We start from the raw sequence: 17,756 nt of genomic DNA on the forward strand, positions 1-17,756 counted from the left end.
CGCCCCCGGCCACCGCCATGGCCGGGGGCGGTTCTACTCTTGTCGCCGGAGCATTGGTACGAATCAGGAGCGAGCGGATGGATCACAGCGGGCACGGCATGGACGGCATGAACATGGATCTGCCGCCGTTCACGCTGGGGAGGGGCCTGGAGTTCGGTGGTGATCCGGTCTTTCTCGTCGGCTGTCTGCTGGGGCTCGGACTGTACGGCTGGGCGGTGATCCGGCTGCGGCGCCGGGGGGACGCCTGGCCGGTGGGCCGGACCGTCGCCTGGGCCCTGGGCGTGGTGTCGGTGGCCCTGGTGATGTGCACCGGGCTCAATGACTACGGCATGGCGATGTTCAGCGTGCACATGGTCCAGCACATGGTCATCAGCATGCTCTCGCCGATCCTGCTGCTGCTCGGGGCGCCGGTGACGCTGGCGCTGCGCGCCCTGCCCACCGCCGGACGGGGCCGCAAGGGGCCGCGCGAACTGCTGGTGGCGCTGCTGCACAGCCGCTACATGCGGATCATCACGCACCCGGCGTTCACCATCCCGCTGTTCATCGCGAGCCTCTACGCGCTCTACTTCTCGCCGCTGTTCGACTTCCTGATGGAGTCCCGGGCCGGGCACATCGGGATGATGGTGCACTTCCTCGCGGTGGGCCTGGTGTTCTTCTGGCCGATCATGGGCGTCGACCCGGGCCCGCACCGGCCGGGCTATGTGATGCGGATGCTGGAGCTGTTCGCGGGCATGCCGTTCCACGCGTTCTTCGGTATCGCGCTGATGATGGCCACGGAGCCGATGGTCGACACCTTCCTGAACCCGCCCGCCTCGCTCGGGATCGACGCGCTGTCCGACCAGTCGGCCGCCGGCGGTATCGCCTGGGCCTTCAGCGAGATCCCGTCCGTAGTGGTGCTGATCGCCCTGGTCTTCCAGTGGTACAAGTCCGAGGAGCGTCAGTCGCAGCGCGCGGACCGGGCCGCCGACCGCAACGGCGACAAGGATCTGGCCGACTACAACGCCTATCTCGCCTCGCTCAACGCCCGGGGGCGCTAACGGTGGGTCGGCGCGTAGCGCCGTCTTCTGGGGGTGGAGGTCGGGCGACGGGCGGGCGGGTCGCCAGTCTGGCGGTACGGGCCGCGGCCGGGGACGATGGTCCCATGGCCGCGGCCCGCGTCGTTTCCTCGGCGCCCGGCCGCTGTGAGGAGGGTGCGGGTATGCCCGGATCTGCGAAAACGATGGCCGTGTGCACGGTGGGCGGGCTGGTGGCCGCGACCGCTTACACCGTGGCGCTGGGCGCCAATGGGTGGCTCTGGTTCTCCTGGGTGGTGGTGGCGCTGGTGACGGTCGGAGTGGTGGCCGCCCGGCCGGTCTGAGCCCACCGGCCCGGGGCGCCGTTCAGAAGCGGAAGACGGGCCCGGTGGCGGAGTCCATCGTGCAGGCGTTGGGGAACTCCTTGCGCCAGTTGATGGGGACACCCCGCCAGGTGCCGGTCGCGGTGGCGGTGACCGGGTCGTACTCCCTGGTGCAGGTGTGCGGCTCGCCGGGCAGGGCGTCCAGGTCCCCGCGGGCCCAGGTCAGCGCGTCGCAGGCAGCGCCCGCGTGCGGATGCCGGCGGTGGGTGTCCGGGCAGCTGAGGCGCACCCCCCGGGTCCAGGTGTTGCCCGCTCCGGACATGGTGAGCACCAGGCCCTGGTCTCCGCCCGGCGCCGGCGGCTCATCGGCGCCGGCCGGACCGGCGCAGAGCAGGGCCAGCGACAGGGTGGCAAGCGCGGTGGCGGGCAGGGTGGCACGGGCGGATCGGCGTCGACGGCTCACGGGCATCGTGGTCTCCTGGGAACGCTCGGTGGGATCACATGCCGGAGCCCGACAGGATCACGCGGCGCCCGGCGGCCCCAGGGCATCTCGCCGCGACCCGGCGGACAAGCGGCCACGCCGTGAGGTCGCCCGTACGGCCTGCGGAAGCCGCCCAGGAGACAGGGTGGCCGGCAGCGGAGGAGGCGGCTCCGCTGCCGGCCACCGGACCGGGGTTACCCCACGCGCTCGATGCGGGCGCGCCGGATCAGGTTCTTGCCTTCTTCACGTACCTCCTCGAACGCCGCGTTGTTCAGCAGCACACAGCTGCCCGACGTGGACGTGACGGAGACGGTCGTCGACTTGTTGTTGTCCAGGTTGGTCACCTTCAGTTTGGTCCCGGTGGGGAACTCGCCGCTGGACGCCGCCGGTGCGCCGCCCTCGCCGGAGAGGGTCACCGTCGAGCCGGGGCACACCACATCGCCGTCGCCGGCCGGCGGGGCGGCGGAGGCGGACGCGTCACCGGACGCGGGCGGGTCGTCCGAGGCGGGTGGCTGCGCCGATCCGGACTGCTCCTGCGACCCGGCCGCGTCGTCGGCGGGTGGCTGGTCCGCCGCCGGTGGAGCTCCCGCGGCCGCACCGCCGTCCCCGGAACAGCCCGCTTCCCGCTGCTGCAACTGGATCTGTTTGATCACGGCTTCCCGGTTGGCGATCCGTGCCGCCGACTGGGCGTCCGGCTTGGCCTTCTGGTCGGCGATGAACTTCTGATTGTTGCTCAGCGCGGTGGCCAGCCCGTCGCATGCCGCCGATGCCTGGCTGGTGCCCGTGGTGACGATGGCGATACCGCCGACCAGTGCCGCGGCACTGACACAGACGATGATCTTCTGACGCCGGCCGGCTTTCTTCTTGCGGGACATCTCTGACTCCTGTCCTCGGCCCGGACCGTGGGGGCGGGCTCGGTTGCAGGACAGTACGTCGCGCCAACTCATCGCGTTTCAGGGCGAGCAGAAAGTTGTCCGCGGATGCCAAAGCGGATACCGAAAGGTAACAAGCGGGTCTGACGCTGTCCGGGTGCGCGTACTGATCGGGCTCCTGTGTCTCACCCCGCCGGATCAGCCGGGCCCCCGCCGCCAGGAGGTCCCCGGCCCGCTGGGGAGGAGTCAGTATCGATCCGGCCCAAGGTGGTTACCCGCCGCGGCACTTGCCCATAAACTCACTGGCCGTCTCCGGGCCCGCTCGGCACCTGGGACGAGGTAGCCGCCCAGGCGGCCCGACGGATCAGGGAGCTGCGCTGTGCTCTATCAGGTGCTGAAGTACCTCCTTCTCGGGCCCCTGCTGCGGCTGGTGTTCCGGCCGCGGATCGAGGGGCTGGAGCATGTGCCGGAAGAGGGCGCGGCCATCATCGCGAGCAATCATCTGTCGTTCGCCGATCACTTTGTGATGCCGGCGATCGTGCCGCGCCGGGTGACGTTTCTGGCCAAGGCGGAGTACTTCACCGGGCCCGGTCTGAAAGGGCGGCTGACCGCGGCGTTCTTCCGGGGGGTCGGGCAGATTCCGGTCGACCGGTCCGGCGGCCGCGCCTCGCAGGCGGCACTCTCCTCGGGGCTCGCCGTGCTGCGCAAGGGCCGGCTGCTCGGCATCTACCCGGAGGGCACCCGCTCGCACGACGGACGGCTCTACAAGGGGCGTACCGGCGTCGCCTCGATGGCCGTCACCGCGGGGGTGCCGGTGGTGCCGTGCGCGATGATCGGCACGTTCGAGGCACAGCCGACGGGCCGTCGGCTGCCGCGCGCGATGCGGATCACCATCCGCTTCGGCGCGCCACTGGACTTCTCGCGCTATGCCGGACTGGCGGACGAACGCACCGCGCTGCGTGCCGTCACCGACGAGATCATGTACGCGATCCTCACCCTGTCCGGGCAGGAGTACGTCGACACCTACGCGGGCGAGGCCAAGGCCGAGGCGCAGGCCCAGGCGCGGGCCCAGGGGCGGCGGGGGCCCGGAGGCGGAAAGGGGCCCGCGCGCTGAGCGGCGGCGCGGGTCCGGCCCCGGGGCGCCTTGCGCCGACGGCGAACCGTGCGGCAGCCATCGCCTGACGGGTCATAAGGTCCCGGCATGACCTCAGGCAGCGCAGTGGTGATCGGAGCGAGCGGACAGATCGGGCGCGCGGCGGTGCGGGCCCTGGCGCGGGACGACTGGGAGGTGCGGGCCGCTTCCCGGCGCGGCGGGCGCGACGCCTCCTGGCCCGGGGAGGTCCGCGCGGTGGCGATGGACCGGGAGGACGACGCGGCACTGGCCGGGCTGATCGGCGAGGGCTGCGATGTGCTGCTGGACTGTGTGGCGTACAACGCCGCGCATGCCGACCAGTTGACGGCCCTGGCGGACCGGATCGGCTCGGCCGTGGTGATCTCCAGTTGCGCGGTGTACGAGGACGACCGCGGGCGCAGCTTCGCGACGATGAACGCACCGGACGGCTGCCCGGCCTATCCGCTGCCAGTCCAGGAGTCCCAGCCGACCGTGCCGCCCGGCGACAAGGACTACGGCACCCGCAAGGCCGCCCTGGAACGGGCGCTGCTGGCACCGGGCGACCGGCTGCCGGTGACGCTGCTGCGTGCCGTCGCCGTGCACGGCCCGTACAGTTCGCTGCCCCGGGAGCTGTACTTCGTCAAGCGGGTGCTGGACGGGCGCCGGGTACGGGTGCTCGCGTACGGCGGCCACAGCCGCTTCCATCCGGTGCATGTCGACAATCTCGCGGAGCTGGTGCGGCTGGCGGCCCGCCGGCCGGGCTCGCGGGTGCTCAACGCGGCCGATCCGCAGGCGCCGACGGTGGCCGGGATCTCGGCGGCGGTGGATGCGGCGATGGGCGCGCCGGAGAGCGAGATCGTGCGGGTGGAGGGCGCCCCGCCGTCGTCCGGCGTGGGTGACACCCCGTGGACGGTCGCCCATCCCCTCGTCTACGACATGACGGCGGCGGAGCGCGAGTTGGGCTATCGCGCGGTGACGACCTACGAGGAGTCGCTTCCCGCGACGGTGGCCTGGCTGGCCGACCGGGTCAAGGGGCGGGACTGGCGGGAGGTGTTCCCACAGATGGCCGGCGTCTATCCGGACGAGAAGCTGTTCGGGTATGCGGCCGAGGACCGGTGGCTGGCGGGGCGGGGCGCGAACGGCTGAGCACCACGACGGGCGGCCGGCGATATCCGTTCGCGGGGCGCGCGGCCGGCCCGTACCTTGATCGCTGTGAAGCAAGGGATACGGGGGTGCCGACGATGAGCGCCCGACTGCGTGGCATGGCTCAGGAGACGGAGCGGATCGTCGCGGCGGGTGCGTACCGCGCCCCGAGCGGACGGCTGGTGGAGATCGCGGCGGCGGTCGGACGGGCCCGGGCCGGCACCCGGCTGTACGGTCCGGAGCCGGTCGCCGTGGCGGGGCGGCCACCGGGCGTGGGCACGGTCTTCGAGGTGACGGGGGAAGGCAGTCTCACGGCGGGACGGCGGTTGGCCGAGTCGGGCGCGGGCCCGCTCGCGGTGCTGAATTTCGCCTCGGCGCGCAATCCCGGCGGCGGCTATCTCAACGGCGCGCAGGCCCAGGAGGAGGCGCTGTGCCGTGGGTCGGCGCTCTACACCTGTGTGCGCGAGGCCCCGGACTTCTACGCCGCCCATCGGGCCGACCCCAGCCCGTTCTACAGCGACCGGGTGATCCTCTCCCCCGGCGTCCCGGTGTTCCGCGACGACCGCGGCAGGCTGCTCGACGTGCCGTACGAGGCGGGCTTCCTGACGGCCGCCGCACCGAACGCCGGGGTGATCGCCCGGCGCAGCCCGGCCGATGTGGGGCGGGTGCCCGCGGCGCTGGCGGTACGTGCGGAGCGGGTGCTGGAGGTCGCGGCGGCCGGCGGGCACCGTCAGCTGGTGCTCGGGGCCTGGGGCTGCGGGGTGTTCCGTAATGAACCGGCCGACGTGGCACGGGCGTTCGCGGCGGCGCTGCTGCCCGGCGGACGGTTCGCCGGCTGGTTCGACCGGGTCGTGTTCGCCGTATTGGACCGCCGGGAGGACTCCCCGACCAGGGCCGCCTTCGCCGAAGTCTTTCCGGCCTGAGCGCCGGAGCGGGGGTCCGGAGGGACGGGGAGACGGGCCGAAACGACAGGGGCGGCCGGGAGGGTTCCCGGCCGCCCCTGCGTGCCGTCATGTGGTGCCGGCACCGTTGATGCCGGCACCGTTCATGCCGTCATGTCAGTGCACGGCGGGCACGTCCAAAGCCCCCACGAGGGACTTCGCCGCCGACAGCTTGCTGGGCTTGGGCGTGGCGTGCGGGGCGCAGGTCACGTCCTTGGCGTCGGTCTTTCCGGACAGGAAGTAGGCGTCGACCCGGTCGTTGATGCAGGGGTTGACCTGACCGGTGACACCGTGCGATCCGGCGTCCCGCTCGGTGATCAGACGGGAGCCCTTGAGGCGGCGGTGCAGCTCGACCGCGCCGCCGTAGGGAGTGGCCGCGTCACGGACGCTCTGCACGATCAGCACGTTCGGCAGACCCTTGCCGGTCTTGACGTCGACCGGCCGCTGCTGCTTGACGGGCCAGGTGGCGCAGGGCAGGTTCATCCAGGCGTTGGACCAGGTCATGAACGGTGCCTGCTGGTGGATGCGGGTGTTGTCGCGGTCCCACTTCTTCCAGCTGGTGGGCCACTTGGCGTCGGTGCACTCGACGGCCGTGTAGACGGCGTTGCCGTTCTCCGAGGCGATGTTGCCCGCGGTGTCCTTGAGGTTCGGACCGGCGTTCTCCACCAGCGGCTTGCTGTCACCGGTGAGGTACGCGCTCCACACCTCGGCGACCGAGGCCCACATCGAGTCGTAGTACGGAGCGTTCTGGAAGAACCCGGTCAGCTCGGCCGGGCCGACGACACCGCCGATGGGCTTCTTCTTGGCGGTCGCCCGCAGCTTCTCCCAGGCCGCCTGGACCTTCTTGGGGGTGTTGCCGATGTGGTACGTGGCGTCGTTCTTGGCCACCCACTTCTTCCAGTCGCCCCAACGGGTCTCGAACGCGAGGTCCTGGTCGAGGTTGGCCTGGTACCAGACCTTCTGGCGGGAGGGGTCGACGACGCTGTCGACGAGCATCCGGCGCACATGCCCCGGGAAGAGCGTCGCGTAGACCGCGCCCAGGTAGGTGCCGTAGGAGACGCCCAGGTAGTTGAGCTTCTTCTCACCGAGCGCGGCACGGATCACGTCCATGTCGCGGGCGGTGTTCGGGGTCGTCATGTACGGCAGCAGGCGGCCGCTGCGCTCGGCGCAGCCGTCGGCGTACTGCTTGGCGAGCTTGCGCTGGGCGCGCTTGTCGGCCTCGCTGTCCGGCACCGGGTCGGCCTTGGGCGCCTTGACGAACTCCTGCGGGTCCAGGCAGGAGATCGGCGCGGAGTGGCCCACGCCGCGGGGGTCAAAGCCGACGAAGTCATACGCCTTCGCGGTCTTGGCCCAGAGCGGGTTCTTGGTGGTGATGCGGGTCGGGAACTTCATGCCCGAACCGCCGGGGCCACCGGGGTTGTAGAGGAGGGAGCCCTGACGCTGCTCCTTGCCGCCGGTGCCGAGGGCACGGTCGACGGCGATCTTGATGGTGCGGCCGTTCGGCCGGGCGTAGTCGACCGGGACGGTGACATAGCCGCACTGGACCGGCGACTTGAGGCCCCAGTCCGCGGGGCAGTCCTGCCAGTCGATGCCCTTCTTGGCTGCGCGCGCGGCGGCGGTGGCCACACCGCGTGCTTCGGCCGAACCGCGCTGGTGCTGCTCACCCGCCTGGGCGGGCGTGGCGGTTATCGCTCCGGCGAGAAGCGCGCCGGAGACCAGAGTTCCGGCGGCGCCGAGCGCTGCTGTTTTTCTCACGTGGTCAATTCCCCCTGCATGGTGCGCCACTTGTGGCGGCGTTGATCACAGGCTTACAGAGGGATCCTGTCGTGCGCCGTCCCTTCCTGAACAGGTGGCGCCCACCTTTCTTTACCAACCTGTAGGTTTCTTGCCCCGCCGCCGGCGGCCCGCCGGGCCCGGACCGGCCGCATCTCCCGGACGCATCCGCTCCCCCGGCGGTGCGGACACCGGCGCCGGGCGACCGGCCGGCCGGTTGCGGGCGAACGGCCGGCCGCGGGCCAACGGCCGGACCTCGCAGGGGAACCTCACCATTCCGGCCAAGGCCGCCGCCCCATGACGAACTTTCCCCCGCCATGCGGACCCCGCAGTGGCATCCTCAATTCGGTCCGGACTTACGACAGTTGCCCGACGACGAAGGCGTACCAGCAGGCCGGGCGGCTCGGCAGGGCGCGCGGCACGGTGGGCGAGCTGCCGGAGTGCGGTACAGCGCGATGGCCTGCCAAGGGGGCGCGCAGGGGCGAGAATACGTCAATTGCCGTAGACCTGCCCCACAGGCATGTGCCAGCCGCACAGCTTCAGTAACCTTCCGTGAAGGCTCTCCCACTCACTGCCACGGGAGGGCTTCGGCGTTTTCGCGCTGTCAGAGTTGTCGCGAAGGAGATCCGAAGTGCCGGGTATCGATCAGGTGTTGTCCCAGGCAATGGGGATCCCGGGCGTTCTGGGTGCCGGACTGATCGACTGGACCAGTGGTCTCACGCTCGGCACGGCGGGGCAGGCGCCGCACGGCGATCATGACGCGGCCGCCGCCGACACCGCCGAGGTGGTGCAGGCCGTGGCCCGCAACGCCACCTTCGACACCTCGGGCGCCGGCGGCCCGGCGCTCGAAGACCTGATCATCACGGCCGAGAGCAGCTACCACCTCATCCGTTTTGTGCACACGGCCTTCGACAGCCAGACCTACCTCTACCTCTGGCTGGACCGCACCCAGGCCAATCTCGCCGTCGCACGGCTCCGGCTGCGCGATCTGGCGGCGGAGCTGGTCGCGTCCTGAGCACGCGCTCCGCCACACCGCACGCACGTTAAAGGAACCAGCCATGGGCCTGCCCATATCCCCTTCCCCGCCCGCACCGGCAGGGCTGCTCGACCGGTGCGCCGCCGAGCGGGTCACCGGCGCCCTCCGTGGTCCGCACGGCTGCTTCTACCTTCTCGACGGCGCGGTCTACTGCGTCGAGGGCACCGCCGCCCCCGGTCTCGACATCCGCCTCATCGCGGCCGGCAAGGTGCCGCCGCAGGGCTGGCAGTACGCCGTCGAGCGGGCGGGACCACGGCAGCAGGTCGCTCAAATCCTGGTCAGCGAGGGCTGGTTGACCCAGAGCGAACTGGAGATATGCCATCTCGCCGCCCTGCTCGACGCGGCGTTCTTCGCCCTGCCGCTGCCGCCCGAGTCCACCTCCTTCACACCCGGGACCGCCCACTGGCTGGGTGTCGTACGGCCGATCAGCGCCGGCGCACTCCAGCAGGCGACGGCCCGCCGCCGGGCGCTGCTCGACCGGCTCCACCCGTGGGCGGCGGTCGACTCCTCCCCCGTCATACCCGTCCGGCCGCGCACCTCGGCCGCCCCCACCACGGGCCGGCAGCGGCGGCTGCTCGACCGCGCCGACGGCCGGCACACCCCGCAGGAACTGGCCCGGCTGCTGGGCCAGTCCGCGTTCGCGACCCTGCTCGACATCCGCCGTCTCGCGGCCGCCGGCCTCGTCCAGCTGCCCCCGGCACCGACGGCGCTCCCCCGGCGCCGGCCCGGCGCCTGCCTGGACGGGCCCGCCGCCCCCGCCTCCGACGGCCGCCCCACCCCGACCTGGCAACTACCGGTTCCGGACCTGCTCGATACCGCCGATCCGGATATTGCCCTCCTTGTCCGACTGCGTACGGCGCTGGAGGAAAACCTGTGAGCCCTGACGCACGAAGACGGTGCACACCATGAGGCGCGTCATCGGAAAACGCGCCCGGAAAAGGAGACTGATGACGATCGAACCCCGGATACGGGATGAATTGCACACGCTGCGCGATCAAGTGCGCCATTTCCAGGGCGGGATGGTCGCGAGTGTGGACGGCATGGTGATCGCCCACGATCTGCCGGATATCGAACCGGACGGGCTGGCCGCGCTCACCGCCGCCGCGATCGGCGTTGCCAAACGCCTCACCGAGGCGACCGGCCAGGGCGCCTTCGAGGAATCCCTGACCCGCGGTGCCACCGGCTACATAGCCGCCTATTCGGCCGGGCGCCGCGCGGTCCTCACGGCCGTGGCCAGCACGGACACCAACGTGGGGCGGCTCCATCTCCAGGCCCGGAAGGCCGCGGAACGCATCGGCGCCCTCGTGGACGCGGCGCCCCACCGATAAGAGCACACCCCCGATACGACAACTCCCCCACCGTCCCCGCACACACGCAGAAACCCCCGGAACGCCGGACACCTCGACACCCCGGAATCCCGGAACCGCGCAACCCCGGAACCGCTGAAACACCGGAACCGCTGAAACACCGTCAAGAAATCGAAAGGTCTGACCCCTCATGGCTCAAATGGAATCCGCTCTCGCCGACGCGATGTCGACCATCGAGGGCGCGGTCGGCGTCGCCCTGGTCGACTACACCAGCGGTATGGCGCTGGCCACCCTGGGCGACAATCAGGCGCTGGACCTCAATATCGCGGCGGCCGGCAATACCGATGTCGTACGCGCCAAGATGCGCACCATGGAGATGCTGGAACTCCAGGGCTCCATTGAGGACATGCTCATCACCCTGACCGCCCAGTACCACATCATCCGCCCGGTGACGGGCAAGAACGGCGGTGGTCTCTTCCTTTATCTGGTGCTGGACCGCAAGCGCGCCAATCTCGCACTGGCGCGCCACCGTCTCGCCCGGCTGGAGGCCGACCTGGAGGTCTGAGCCGGGCCGCCCCGTGACCCGCCGCCGTCACCCGGCGGCGGCACCGCGGGCGGCCTCGTCCAGGAGGCGCCGCAGCCGGAGCGCGTCCGGGGCGACGGCCGTGGCCAGGGCCGCGGGACCGGCGAGCGGTGCCAGTACGCCCTGCCCCGCGCCGTCGCCGGACCGCTCCCCCGCCGCCTCGCCCAGCAGCCGCACCTCGGCCGGACACCGCTCGAACTCCGGTTTCACCACGAGCAGTTGACCGAGGGCGCGGTGGCCGTCCAGCACGGCCGAGGTGTCCCAGCCGGGGGCGCCGGGCCCGTACGCCGTCTCCTGGTCGAGCAGGGTCCGGCCGCCCCGGCGGACGACGATCCGGCTGCGCAGCGCACCGGTCTCCTCGCCGCTGCGGCCCAGGACCTGCTCCTCGCGCAGCACCAGGTGGGCGGTGGGAGCCAGTTCGACGGTGGTGGTCATCCGCAGTGCGCTGCCGGCCGCGGAGATCAGCGGTTCGGGCAGCCAGTCGAGCCGGGCACCGTCGCCCACCCTCAGCCGCACGTCGTAGGTGGCGTGGTCGGCCGTGCGGCCGGGCAGCGCGACGGTCGCGGCGGCGGCCGTGAGGTGCAGTGCGGCGCCCGCCTCGGCGGTGGCTTCGATGGCCAGCCGGTCCCCGCCGAGGGGAGCGCTCATGGCGCCCACGACACAGACCCGGGCCTGGCCGCCGGGCCCGCGGACCCGGCGCAGCGCGAACGGGCCGTCGCCGTCGAGGACCGGCAGCCGGGTGGTGCCGCCCTGCTCGTCAACCCGCGCGACGATACGGGCGGTGGCCCGCAGACCGGCGGCCGAGGCGGCGGTCTGCGGCGGTGTGCGGAGCGCGGTGGTCATGCCGGGCCCGCGGCCCAGTCGGCCAGCCGCTCCCGGACCCACTCCGTCACGGGCCGGACGCCGTTCTCCGACTTCAGCGCGGTGAAGACGACCGGCAGCTCGCCGCGCTGGGCCTTGGCGTCGCGCGCCATGCCTTCGAGATCGACGCCCACGTACGGAGCGAGGTCGGTCTTGTTGACGACGAGGAGGTCGGAGGTGGTGACGCCGGGGCCGCCCTTGCGGGGGATGTCATCGCCGCCGGCGACGTCGATGACGAAGATCTGGGCGTCGACCAGGCCCTTGGAGAAGGTCGCGGTGAGGTTGTCGCCGCCGGATTCGACCAGCACGAGATCGAGCGGGCCGACCGCCTCCTCCAGGTCCTCGACGGCTTCGAGGTTGGCGGAGATGTCGTCGCGGATGGCGGTGTGCGGGCAGGCGCCGGTCTCGACGGCGGAGATCCGCTCGGCGGGCAGCACCGCCTCGCGGAGCAGGAATTCGGCGTCCTCGCGGGTGTAGATGTCGTTGGTGACGACGGCGAGGGAGAGCTCGTCACGCAGGGAGCGGCAGAGCGCGGCGACGGTGGCGGTCTTGCCGGTGCCGACCGGTCCGCCCAGGCCGATGCGCAGGGCCCGCCGGGTGCCATCCTCCCGTACGGGTTCAGGCGCGCTGTAGGTGTAGCGCTCGGGGAAGGTGTCCTTGTGGTCGAGGTGCATGGTCACTCCGGTGGTGGGTGCGGCCGCGGGCGGTGGGGGGGTCCGGCGGGAGGGCCGGCGGGTCAGGACGCGAAGAGGCGTACCGGCCAGGCGGCGTGCTGTTGGGCGGTGATGTCGAGCAGCGGTGCGGAGGCGGCGGGCAGGGCGTCGACTCCTTCGGCTGCGACCCGCCGCGCGGCCTCGGCTCCCTGTTCCGCGACCCGGTCGAGGTCGGCGGTGAGGCGGGCGAGCACGGCGGTGGCGTCGAAGGGGTCCAGGCTCAGCAGCCGGACCGCCGCGGTGGCCGGGCCGCTGATGTTCTCGTAGGCGACGGCGTACGCGGCATCGAGCGGCGGCAGACCGGCGGACCGCGCTGCCAGGCCGAGGACGACGGGCTGGTGGGCGCCGCGAGGGCGGGCCGCCGCGAGCGCGTCGAGGGCGGCGCTCGGCCAGGTGGCGCGAGCGGCCCGCATCATCTGCCGGCCGAGTCGCCGGGCGACCTGCCGTAGCGCCGGGACGGGGGTACGGGCGTCGGCGGCGTCGTCCAGCAGGAGCGGGTCGTGGCCGGCCGCGGCCGCGGCGGCGAGGCCGGCGGCGACCAGGCCCGCGGTGTGCAGCCGGCCCCGGCAGAAGACCTCCAGGGTGGCGGCGTCCTTGATCCGTCCCGCGGCGACGGCCGGTTCGGCGCCGCCCGAGTGGGCGTGCCCGCCGGCGGGGAACCGGCCGTCGGCGAGGACGAGCAGCGCTGCGCGGCTCATCGGGGGTACGTGTCCTTCGTCGGGGTGCTCATGGGTGTCCCCTCAGAAGAGGAAGTACCGCTGGGCCATGGGGAGTTCGGCGGCGGGGCGGGGTTCGACCACCTCGTCGTCGATGGTCACGGTGAAGGTGTCCGGGTCGACCTGGACGCGCGGCAGGGCATCGTTGTTACGCATATCGGCCTTGGTGACGCCGCGGGTGCTGCGGATCGCCTCGAAGGACTTGGCCAGCGGGAGGCGCTCGGGAAGGCCGTCCTCCAGTGCCTGCGGGGCGACGAAGTTGACCGAGTTGCTGCCCGGCGCCCGGCCGGTGGCGCCGAACATCGGGCGGGGCAGCACCGGCTGCGGTGTGGGGATGGAGGCGTTGGCGTCGCCCATCTGCGCATAGGCGATCTGGCCGCCCTTGATGACCAGCTGCGGTTTCACGCCGAAGAACGCCGGGTCCCACAGCACGAGGTCGGCGAGCTTGCCGTCCTCGACGGAGCCGACGAGATGGTCGATGCCCTGGGCGATGGCCGCGTTGAGGGTGTACTTCGCGACATAGCGGCGGGCCCGGTGGTTGTCCGCTGCGCCGTCGCCGGGCAGCGCGCCGCGGCGCCGCTTCATCACATGCGCGGTCTGCCAGGTGCGCAGGACGACCTCGCCGATCCGGCCCATGGCCTGGGCGTCCGAGGCCATGATCGAGATGGCGCCGAGGTCGTGCAGGATGTCCTCGGCGGCGATGGTGGAGGGCCGGATGCGGGATTCGGCGAACGCCAGGTCCTCGGGGACCGCGGGGTTGAGGTGGTGACAGACCATCAGCATGTCGAGGTGCTCCTCGACGGTGTTGACGGTGTGCGGCCGGGTGGGGTTGGTCGAGGCGGGCAGCACGTTCGGCTCGGAGACCATCGCGATCATGTCGGGGGCGTGGCCGCCGCCGGCGCCCTCGACATGGAAGGCGTGGATCGAACGGCCCGCGATGGCGGCGAGGGTGTCACCGAGGAAGCCGGCCTCGTTGAGGGTGTCGGTGTGGATCGCGAGCTGTGCGCCGCTCTCCTCGCAGACGGTCAGACAGGCGTCGATGACGGCGGGGGTGGCGCCCCAGTCCTCATGGATCTTGAATCCGAGGACCCCGGCCCGCAGTTGGTCACGCATCGACGCGAGGGAGGTGGTGTTGCCCTTGCCGAGCAGACCGACGTTGACCGGGAGCGAGTCCATCGACTCCAGCAGCCGGGCGATATGCCAGGCGCCGGGGGTGATGGTGGTGGCCTTGCTGCCCTCGGCGGGTCCGGTGCCGCCGCCGATCATCGTGGTGACGCCGGAGGCCAGCGCCTCGTCCGCCTGCTGCGGGCAGATGAAGTGCACATGGGTGTCGATGGCACCGGCGGTGAGGATCTTGCCGTTGCCCGCGATGACCTCGGTCTCCGGGCCGATGACCAGGTCGGGGTGGACGCCGTCCATGGTCTCGGGGTTGCCGGCCTTGCCCAGGGCGGCGATCCGGCCGTCACGGATGCCGACGTCGGCCTTGATGATGCCCCAGTGGTCGAGCACGACCGCGCCGGTGATCACGGTGTCGGGGGTGCCCTCGGCGCGGGTGGCGCGGGACTGGCCCATCGATTCACGGATCACCTTGCCGCCGCCGAAGACGGCCTCGTCGCCGGCCCGGCCGGGGCCGCCCGAGCGGTCCTCGGTGATCTCGATGAGGAGGTCGGTGTCGGCGAGCCGGATGCGGTCGCCGGCGGTCGGGCCGAAGAGGTCGGCGTACGCCTGGCGGGTGAGTTCAGCCATCGAGGGTTCCTCCGGTCTCGCCCCGCAGGCCCATGACGATGCGCTTGCCCCCGAGGGGGACGAGTTCGACCTCGGTGGGGATGCCGGGCTCGAAGCGCACGGCGGAGCCGGCCGGGACGTTCAGCCGCTTGCCGTGCGCGGCCGCGCGGTCGAAGTCGAGGCCGGGATTGGCCTCGGCGAAGTGGTAGTGGGAGCCGACCTGGACGGGGCGGTCGGCGGCGTTGAGGACGGTCAGCCGCGTGCGGGGCATGCCTTCATTGAGGCGCACCGGCTCGTCGGCGTGGAGGATCTGGCCCGGGATCATGTTCCGCTCTTCCCGTTCAGTTGATGGGTTCGTGAACGGTGACGAGCTTGGTGCCGTCGGGGAAGGTGGCTTCGACCTGTACGTCGTGGATCATCTCGGGGACACCGTCCATGACCTCGTCGCGGGTGAGCACCTTGCGGCCGGAGGACATCAGCTCGGCGACGGTACGGCCGTCCCGGGCGCCTTCGAGGATGTGCACGGTGAGCAGCGCGATCGACTCGGGGTGGTTCAGCTTCACCCCCCGGGAGCGGCGCTTTTCAGCCACGTCTGCCGCCACATGAATCATCAGGCGCTCCTGTTCATGCGGGGTCAGTTGCATACCTTCCACCTCACAGTCTTCCCGCCCGGACACATTCGCCCAGGTCACAGGCGTGGGTACACCTGTGTCGATAGATGTACCACGCAGTAATTAAAGGAGGAGCAAACCGACTTTCAGCACTTGGCCATCAAGCGCCCCACGCCAGGAGGCTAGTTCGGCGGGATTTCAGCGGCGTTACAACCAGGGACTTGTCGACACCCCTTCTTTCCCCTGGCGTAACGCGGCGTTATCACCGCCCGTTACGGCGCGAGCACCCTCTCCCACAGCGGCTGCCGACCCGTCACACCCCGGGCCGCACAGGCAATTCGCTGGCGCATTCCACCCCTTAAAGCCCGCGCGGTCGCAGGGAACAGATGACTGCCATGCGTCATAAATCGCCACTATCGGCGTAAACCGGACCCGGCCCGCTCGCCGAACACAACTGTCCGGTATGCGCTCTTGACGGTTTGCAAAGTGATCGCAATTCTCATGTGCGCGTCAAACAGCTCCATCCCCCCACACCAGTATCGGAGCAAACACAGTGACTCGTTCCACGCGAATACGCCGGGCCGCGCTGGCCACGGGCGCCGTCGCCGCCGTTGCCGCCACCGTCTTCACCGCGGCCGGCGCCTACGCCGGGAGCGCGCCGGCGGCCGCCCCGGACATCGACGTCAAGGCCGTCAAGGGCGATCTGGACCAGCTCCAGTCGATCGCCGACGCCAACGGCGGCAACCGCGCCCACGGACAGCCGGGCTACAAGGCGTCCGTCGACTACATCAAGGGCAAGCTCGACAAGGCCGGATTCACCACCAAGGTCGAGGAGTTCGACGGCGGCGGCACCAAGGGCTACAACCTGGTCGCCGACTGGAAGGGCGGCGACGAGAGCAAGACCGTGATGGCCGGCGCCCACCTGGACTCGGTCCCCGACGGCCCCGGCATCAACGACAACGGCTCGGGTTCGGCCGGCATCCTCGAGGTGGCGCTCGCCGTCGCCAAGGCGGATCTCAAGCCCACCAAGCACCTCCGGTTCGCCTGGTTCGGCGACGAGGAGGACGGCATGGTCGGCTCGCAGGCTTACGTCGACAAGCTCGGCGCCGACAAGTCGAAGATCGACTCGTATCTGAACTTCGACATGATCGGCTCGCCGAACCCGGGCTACTTCGTCTACGACGACGACACCCGCCTGGAGAAGGTATTCAAGGACTTCTTCGCCAAGAAGGACATCGCCACCGAGAAGGAGACCGAGGGCGACGGCCGCTCGGACCACGCCTCCTTCAAGGACGCGGGCATCGCCGTCGGCGGCCTCTTCTCCGGCGCCGACTACAAGAAGACCGAGGAGCAGGCGAAGAACTGGGGCGGCGAGGCCGGCAAGGCCTTCGACGCCTGCTACCACCAGTCCTGCGACACCTCGAAGAACATCGACGACAAGGCGCTGGACAACAACACCGACGCCATCGCCCACGCGCTGTGGGAGCTCAGCTCCTGAGCCACCCGCATCCCCGCACGGTCAGCTCCCGCTGACCGTCAGCTCTCGCGACCCGGTCGCCGGTCCCCGGCAGCCGGGTCGCGGTGTTCTGCGGCGATCCCGAACCGCCGCCGTTCGCCCGGAGCGGACGGGAGCTGTCGCACGGTGGAGACCGTGCTGATCACCTGCTCGTCCTCCGCACCCTGCTCACGCCGCCCGAGCTCATCAAGAAGCTCCAGGTCAGCGGCGGATACCAGCGCCACCAGCGGTTTGCCGTGCCGGGTGACGACCACCCGCTCACCGCCGTAGACAACGCGGTTGATCAGATCCGCCAGCTCGGCCCGGGCTTGCGTCACCGGAATTTCGTAGGCCATGCTCCCATTCTAACTGGACGTACATCCTGTACATTTTTTACAGAGAGAGGAGCACACCCATGCTGCGACCGATGGCCCGCTATGTCCTTCCCGAGTTCACCGAGCGCACGTCCCAGGGGACGCGCACCATGGACCCGTATTCCAAGCTGCTCAGTGAGCGCATCATCTTCCTGGGCACCCCGGTCGACGACGCCTCCGCCAACGATGTGATGGCGCAGTTCATCCACCTCGAACACGCCGCGCCCGACCAGGACATCTCGCTCTACATCAACTCCCCCGGCGGCTCCTTCACGGCGATGACCGCCATCTACGACACGATGCGCTTCGTGTCGTGCGATGTGCAGACCATCTGCCTGGGGCAGGCCGCCTCCGCCGCCGCGGTACTGCTGGCCGCCGGCACCCCCGGTAAGCGGCTGGCCCTGCCCGGCGCCCGGATCCTGATCCACCAGCCGGCGCTCCATGAGCCGATCCAGGGCCAGGCCACCGATCTCCAGATCGAGGCCGAGGAGTTGCTGCGCACCCGGGACATGCTGGAGCGGATGCTGGCGGAGCACACCGGACAGCCCCGGGAGCGGATCGCCGCCGATATCGAGCGCGACAAGATCTTCGACGCCGAAGCCGCCCGGGAGTACGGCCTGATCGACGGGCTCACCCGTCAGCGCAAGCAGTCCGTCCCCCAACTCGGCGCGCGGTGAG

21 protein-coding genes are annotated in these 17,756 nt (G+C 71.0%); 11 read left to right on the forward strand and 10 right to left on the reverse strand.

What is annotated here, in order from left to right; genetic code table 11:
* The first annotated feature begins 77 nt into the window (after positions 1-77).
* Together ACZ4XD_RS03820 and ACZ4XD_RS03825 are read left to right on the forward strand one after the other, a co-directional pair.
* On the forward strand, positions 78-1,037 hold the full coding sequence (locus ACZ4XD_RS03820; RefSeq protein ID WP_468037895.1) for a cytochrome c oxidase assembly protein: 960 nt from the start codon (positions 78-80) through the stop codon (positions 1,035-1,037).
* A gap of 161 nt (positions 1,038-1,198) precedes the next feature.
* Positions 1,199-1,357, forward strand: coding sequence for a hypothetical protein (locus tag ACZ4XD_RS03825; RefSeq protein WP_468037897.1), 159 nt, complete (start codon positions 1,199-1,201; stop codon positions 1,355-1,357).
* 22 nt (positions 1,358-1,379) lie between these two features.
* Here ACZ4XD_RS03825 and ACZ4XD_RS03830 read toward each other — a convergent pair whose 3' ends face one another.
* Complete coding sequence (locus ACZ4XD_RS03830) at positions 1,380-1,805, reverse strand: SSI family serine proteinase inhibitor (RefSeq protein WP_468037899.1); 426 nt, start codon at positions 1,803-1,805, stop codon at positions 1,380-1,382.
* Between the two features lie 206 nt (positions 1,806-2,011).
* On the reverse strand, positions 2,012-2,692 hold the full coding sequence (locus ACZ4XD_RS03835) for a hypothetical protein (RefSeq protein WP_468037901.1): 681 nt from the start codon (positions 2,690-2,692) through the stop codon (positions 2,012-2,014).
* A 376-nt stretch (positions 2,693-3,068) separates the two neighbouring features.
* On the opposite strand from ACZ4XD_RS03835, the gene ACZ4XD_RS03840 reads away from it, so the two are divergent.
* The 3 genes from ACZ4XD_RS03840 (at position 3,069) to ACZ4XD_RS03850 (ending at position 5,866) form a co-directional block, all read left to right on the forward strand.
* Entirely contained in the window at positions 3,069-3,803 is a 735-nt protein-coding gene (locus ACZ4XD_RS03840) for a lysophospholipid acyltransferase family protein (protein ID WP_468037902.1), read from the forward strand.
* A gap of 87 nt (positions 3,804-3,890) precedes the next feature.
* Positions 3,891-4,946 (forward strand): NAD-dependent epimerase/dehydratase family protein, encoded by a 1,056-nt coding sequence (locus tag ACZ4XD_RS03845; RefSeq protein WP_468037904.1) that lies wholly within the window; start codon positions 3,891-3,893, stop codon positions 4,944-4,946.
* A gap of 95 nt (positions 4,947-5,041) precedes the next feature.
* Positions 5,042-5,866: a TIGR02452 family protein gene (locus ACZ4XD_RS03850; RefSeq protein WP_468037906.1), complete on the forward strand. Its 825-nt coding sequence runs from the start codon at positions 5,042-5,044 to the stop codon at positions 5,864-5,866.
* A gap of 135 nt (positions 5,867-6,001) precedes the next feature.
* Here the strand turns inward: ACZ4XD_RS03850 and ACZ4XD_RS03855 are convergent, their stop codons facing one another.
* A complete protein-coding gene (locus ACZ4XD_RS03855; protein ID WP_468037908.1) occupies positions 6,002-7,639 on the reverse strand; it encodes an alpha/beta hydrolase in 1,638 nt (545 codons plus the stop codon).
* A gap of 649 nt (positions 7,640-8,288) precedes the next feature.
* Between ACZ4XD_RS03855 and ACZ4XD_RS03860 the strand changes: the two genes are divergently transcribed.
* From ACZ4XD_RS03860 to ACZ4XD_RS03875, 4 genes are all read left to right on the forward strand, one after another.
* Positions 8,289-8,672: a hypothetical protein gene (locus tag ACZ4XD_RS03860; protein WP_387240975.1), complete on the forward strand. Its 384-nt coding sequence runs from the start codon at positions 8,289-8,291 to the stop codon at positions 8,670-8,672.
* Between the two features lie 43 nt (positions 8,673-8,715).
* Complete coding sequence (locus tag ACZ4XD_RS03865; protein ID WP_468037910.1) at positions 8,716-9,570, forward strand: hypothetical protein; 855 nt, start codon at positions 8,716-8,718, stop codon at positions 9,568-9,570.
* Between the two features lie 70 nt (positions 9,571-9,640).
* A complete protein-coding gene (locus ACZ4XD_RS03870) occupies positions 9,641-10,021 on the forward strand; it encodes a roadblock/LC7 domain-containing protein (protein ID WP_042158214.1) in 381 nt (126 codons plus the stop codon).
* Between the two features lie 169 nt (positions 10,022-10,190).
* Entirely contained in the window at positions 10,191-10,565 is a 375-nt protein-coding gene (locus ACZ4XD_RS03875; RefSeq protein WP_397966613.1) for a hypothetical protein, read from the forward strand.
* A gap of 27 nt (positions 10,566-10,592) precedes the next feature.
* Here ACZ4XD_RS03875 and ACZ4XD_RS03880 read toward each other — a convergent pair whose 3' ends face one another.
* The 6 genes from ACZ4XD_RS03880 to ACZ4XD_RS03905 form a co-directional block, all read right to left on the reverse strand.
* Positions 10,593-11,426 carry an urease accessory protein UreD gene (locus ACZ4XD_RS03880; RefSeq protein ID WP_468037913.1) on the reverse strand — a complete coding sequence of 278 codons (834 nt, stop codon included), beginning with the start codon at positions 11,424-11,426 and terminating at the stop codon, positions 10,593-10,595.
* A complete protein-coding gene (ureG, locus tag ACZ4XD_RS03885) occupies positions 11,423-12,118 on the reverse strand; it encodes an urease accessory protein UreG (protein WP_468037914.1) in 696 nt (231 codons plus the stop codon). The genes ACZ4XD_RS03880 and ureG overlap by 4 nt, the downstream gene beginning before the upstream one ends.
* Before the next feature lie 62 nt (positions 12,119-12,180).
* Positions 12,181-12,855 carry an urease accessory protein UreF gene (locus ACZ4XD_RS03890; protein WP_468037915.1) on the reverse strand — a complete coding sequence of 225 codons (675 nt, stop codon included), beginning with the start codon at positions 12,853-12,855 and terminating at the stop codon, positions 12,181-12,183.
* A gap of 42 nt (positions 12,856-12,897) precedes the next feature.
* Positions 12,898-14,619, reverse strand: coding sequence for an urease subunit alpha (locus tag ACZ4XD_RS03895; protein WP_468037916.1), 1,722 nt, complete (start codon positions 14,617-14,619; stop codon positions 12,898-12,900).
* Entirely contained in the window at positions 14,612-14,923 is a 312-nt protein-coding gene (locus ACZ4XD_RS03900) for an urease subunit beta (RefSeq protein ID WP_432144605.1), read from the reverse strand. Before ACZ4XD_RS03900 ends, ACZ4XD_RS03895 begins: the two co-directional genes overlap by 8 nt.
* Positions 14,924-14,939: 16 nt before the next feature.
* Positions 14,940-15,242, reverse strand: coding sequence for an urease subunit gamma (locus ACZ4XD_RS03905; RefSeq protein WP_026170153.1), 303 nt, complete (start codon positions 15,240-15,242; stop codon positions 14,940-14,942).
* A 520-nt stretch (positions 15,243-15,762) separates the two neighbouring features.
* Between ACZ4XD_RS03905 and ACZ4XD_RS03910 the strand changes: the two genes are divergently transcribed.
* Positions 15,763-16,707, forward strand: a complete 945-nt coding sequence (locus ACZ4XD_RS03910) for a M28 family metallopeptidase (RefSeq protein WP_468037917.1) — start codon at positions 15,763-15,765, stop codon at positions 16,705-16,707.
* 38 nt (positions 16,708-16,745) lie between these two features.
* Here ACZ4XD_RS03910 and ACZ4XD_RS03915 read toward each other — a convergent pair whose 3' ends face one another.
* A complete protein-coding gene (locus tag ACZ4XD_RS03915) occupies positions 16,746-17,060 on the reverse strand; it encodes a type II toxin-antitoxin system Phd/YefM family antitoxin (RefSeq protein ID WP_388186701.1) in 315 nt (104 codons plus the stop codon).
* 59 nt (positions 17,061-17,119) lie between these two features.
* On the opposite strand from ACZ4XD_RS03915, the gene ACZ4XD_RS03920 reads away from it, so the two are divergent.
* Positions 17,120-17,755, forward strand: coding sequence for an ATP-dependent Clp protease proteolytic subunit (locus tag ACZ4XD_RS03920; protein WP_468037918.1), 636 nt, complete (start codon positions 17,120-17,122; stop codon positions 17,753-17,755).
* Position 17,756 lies beyond the last annotated feature (1 nt).

The organism is Streptomyces sp. NPDC029466 (assembly GCF_055574515.1).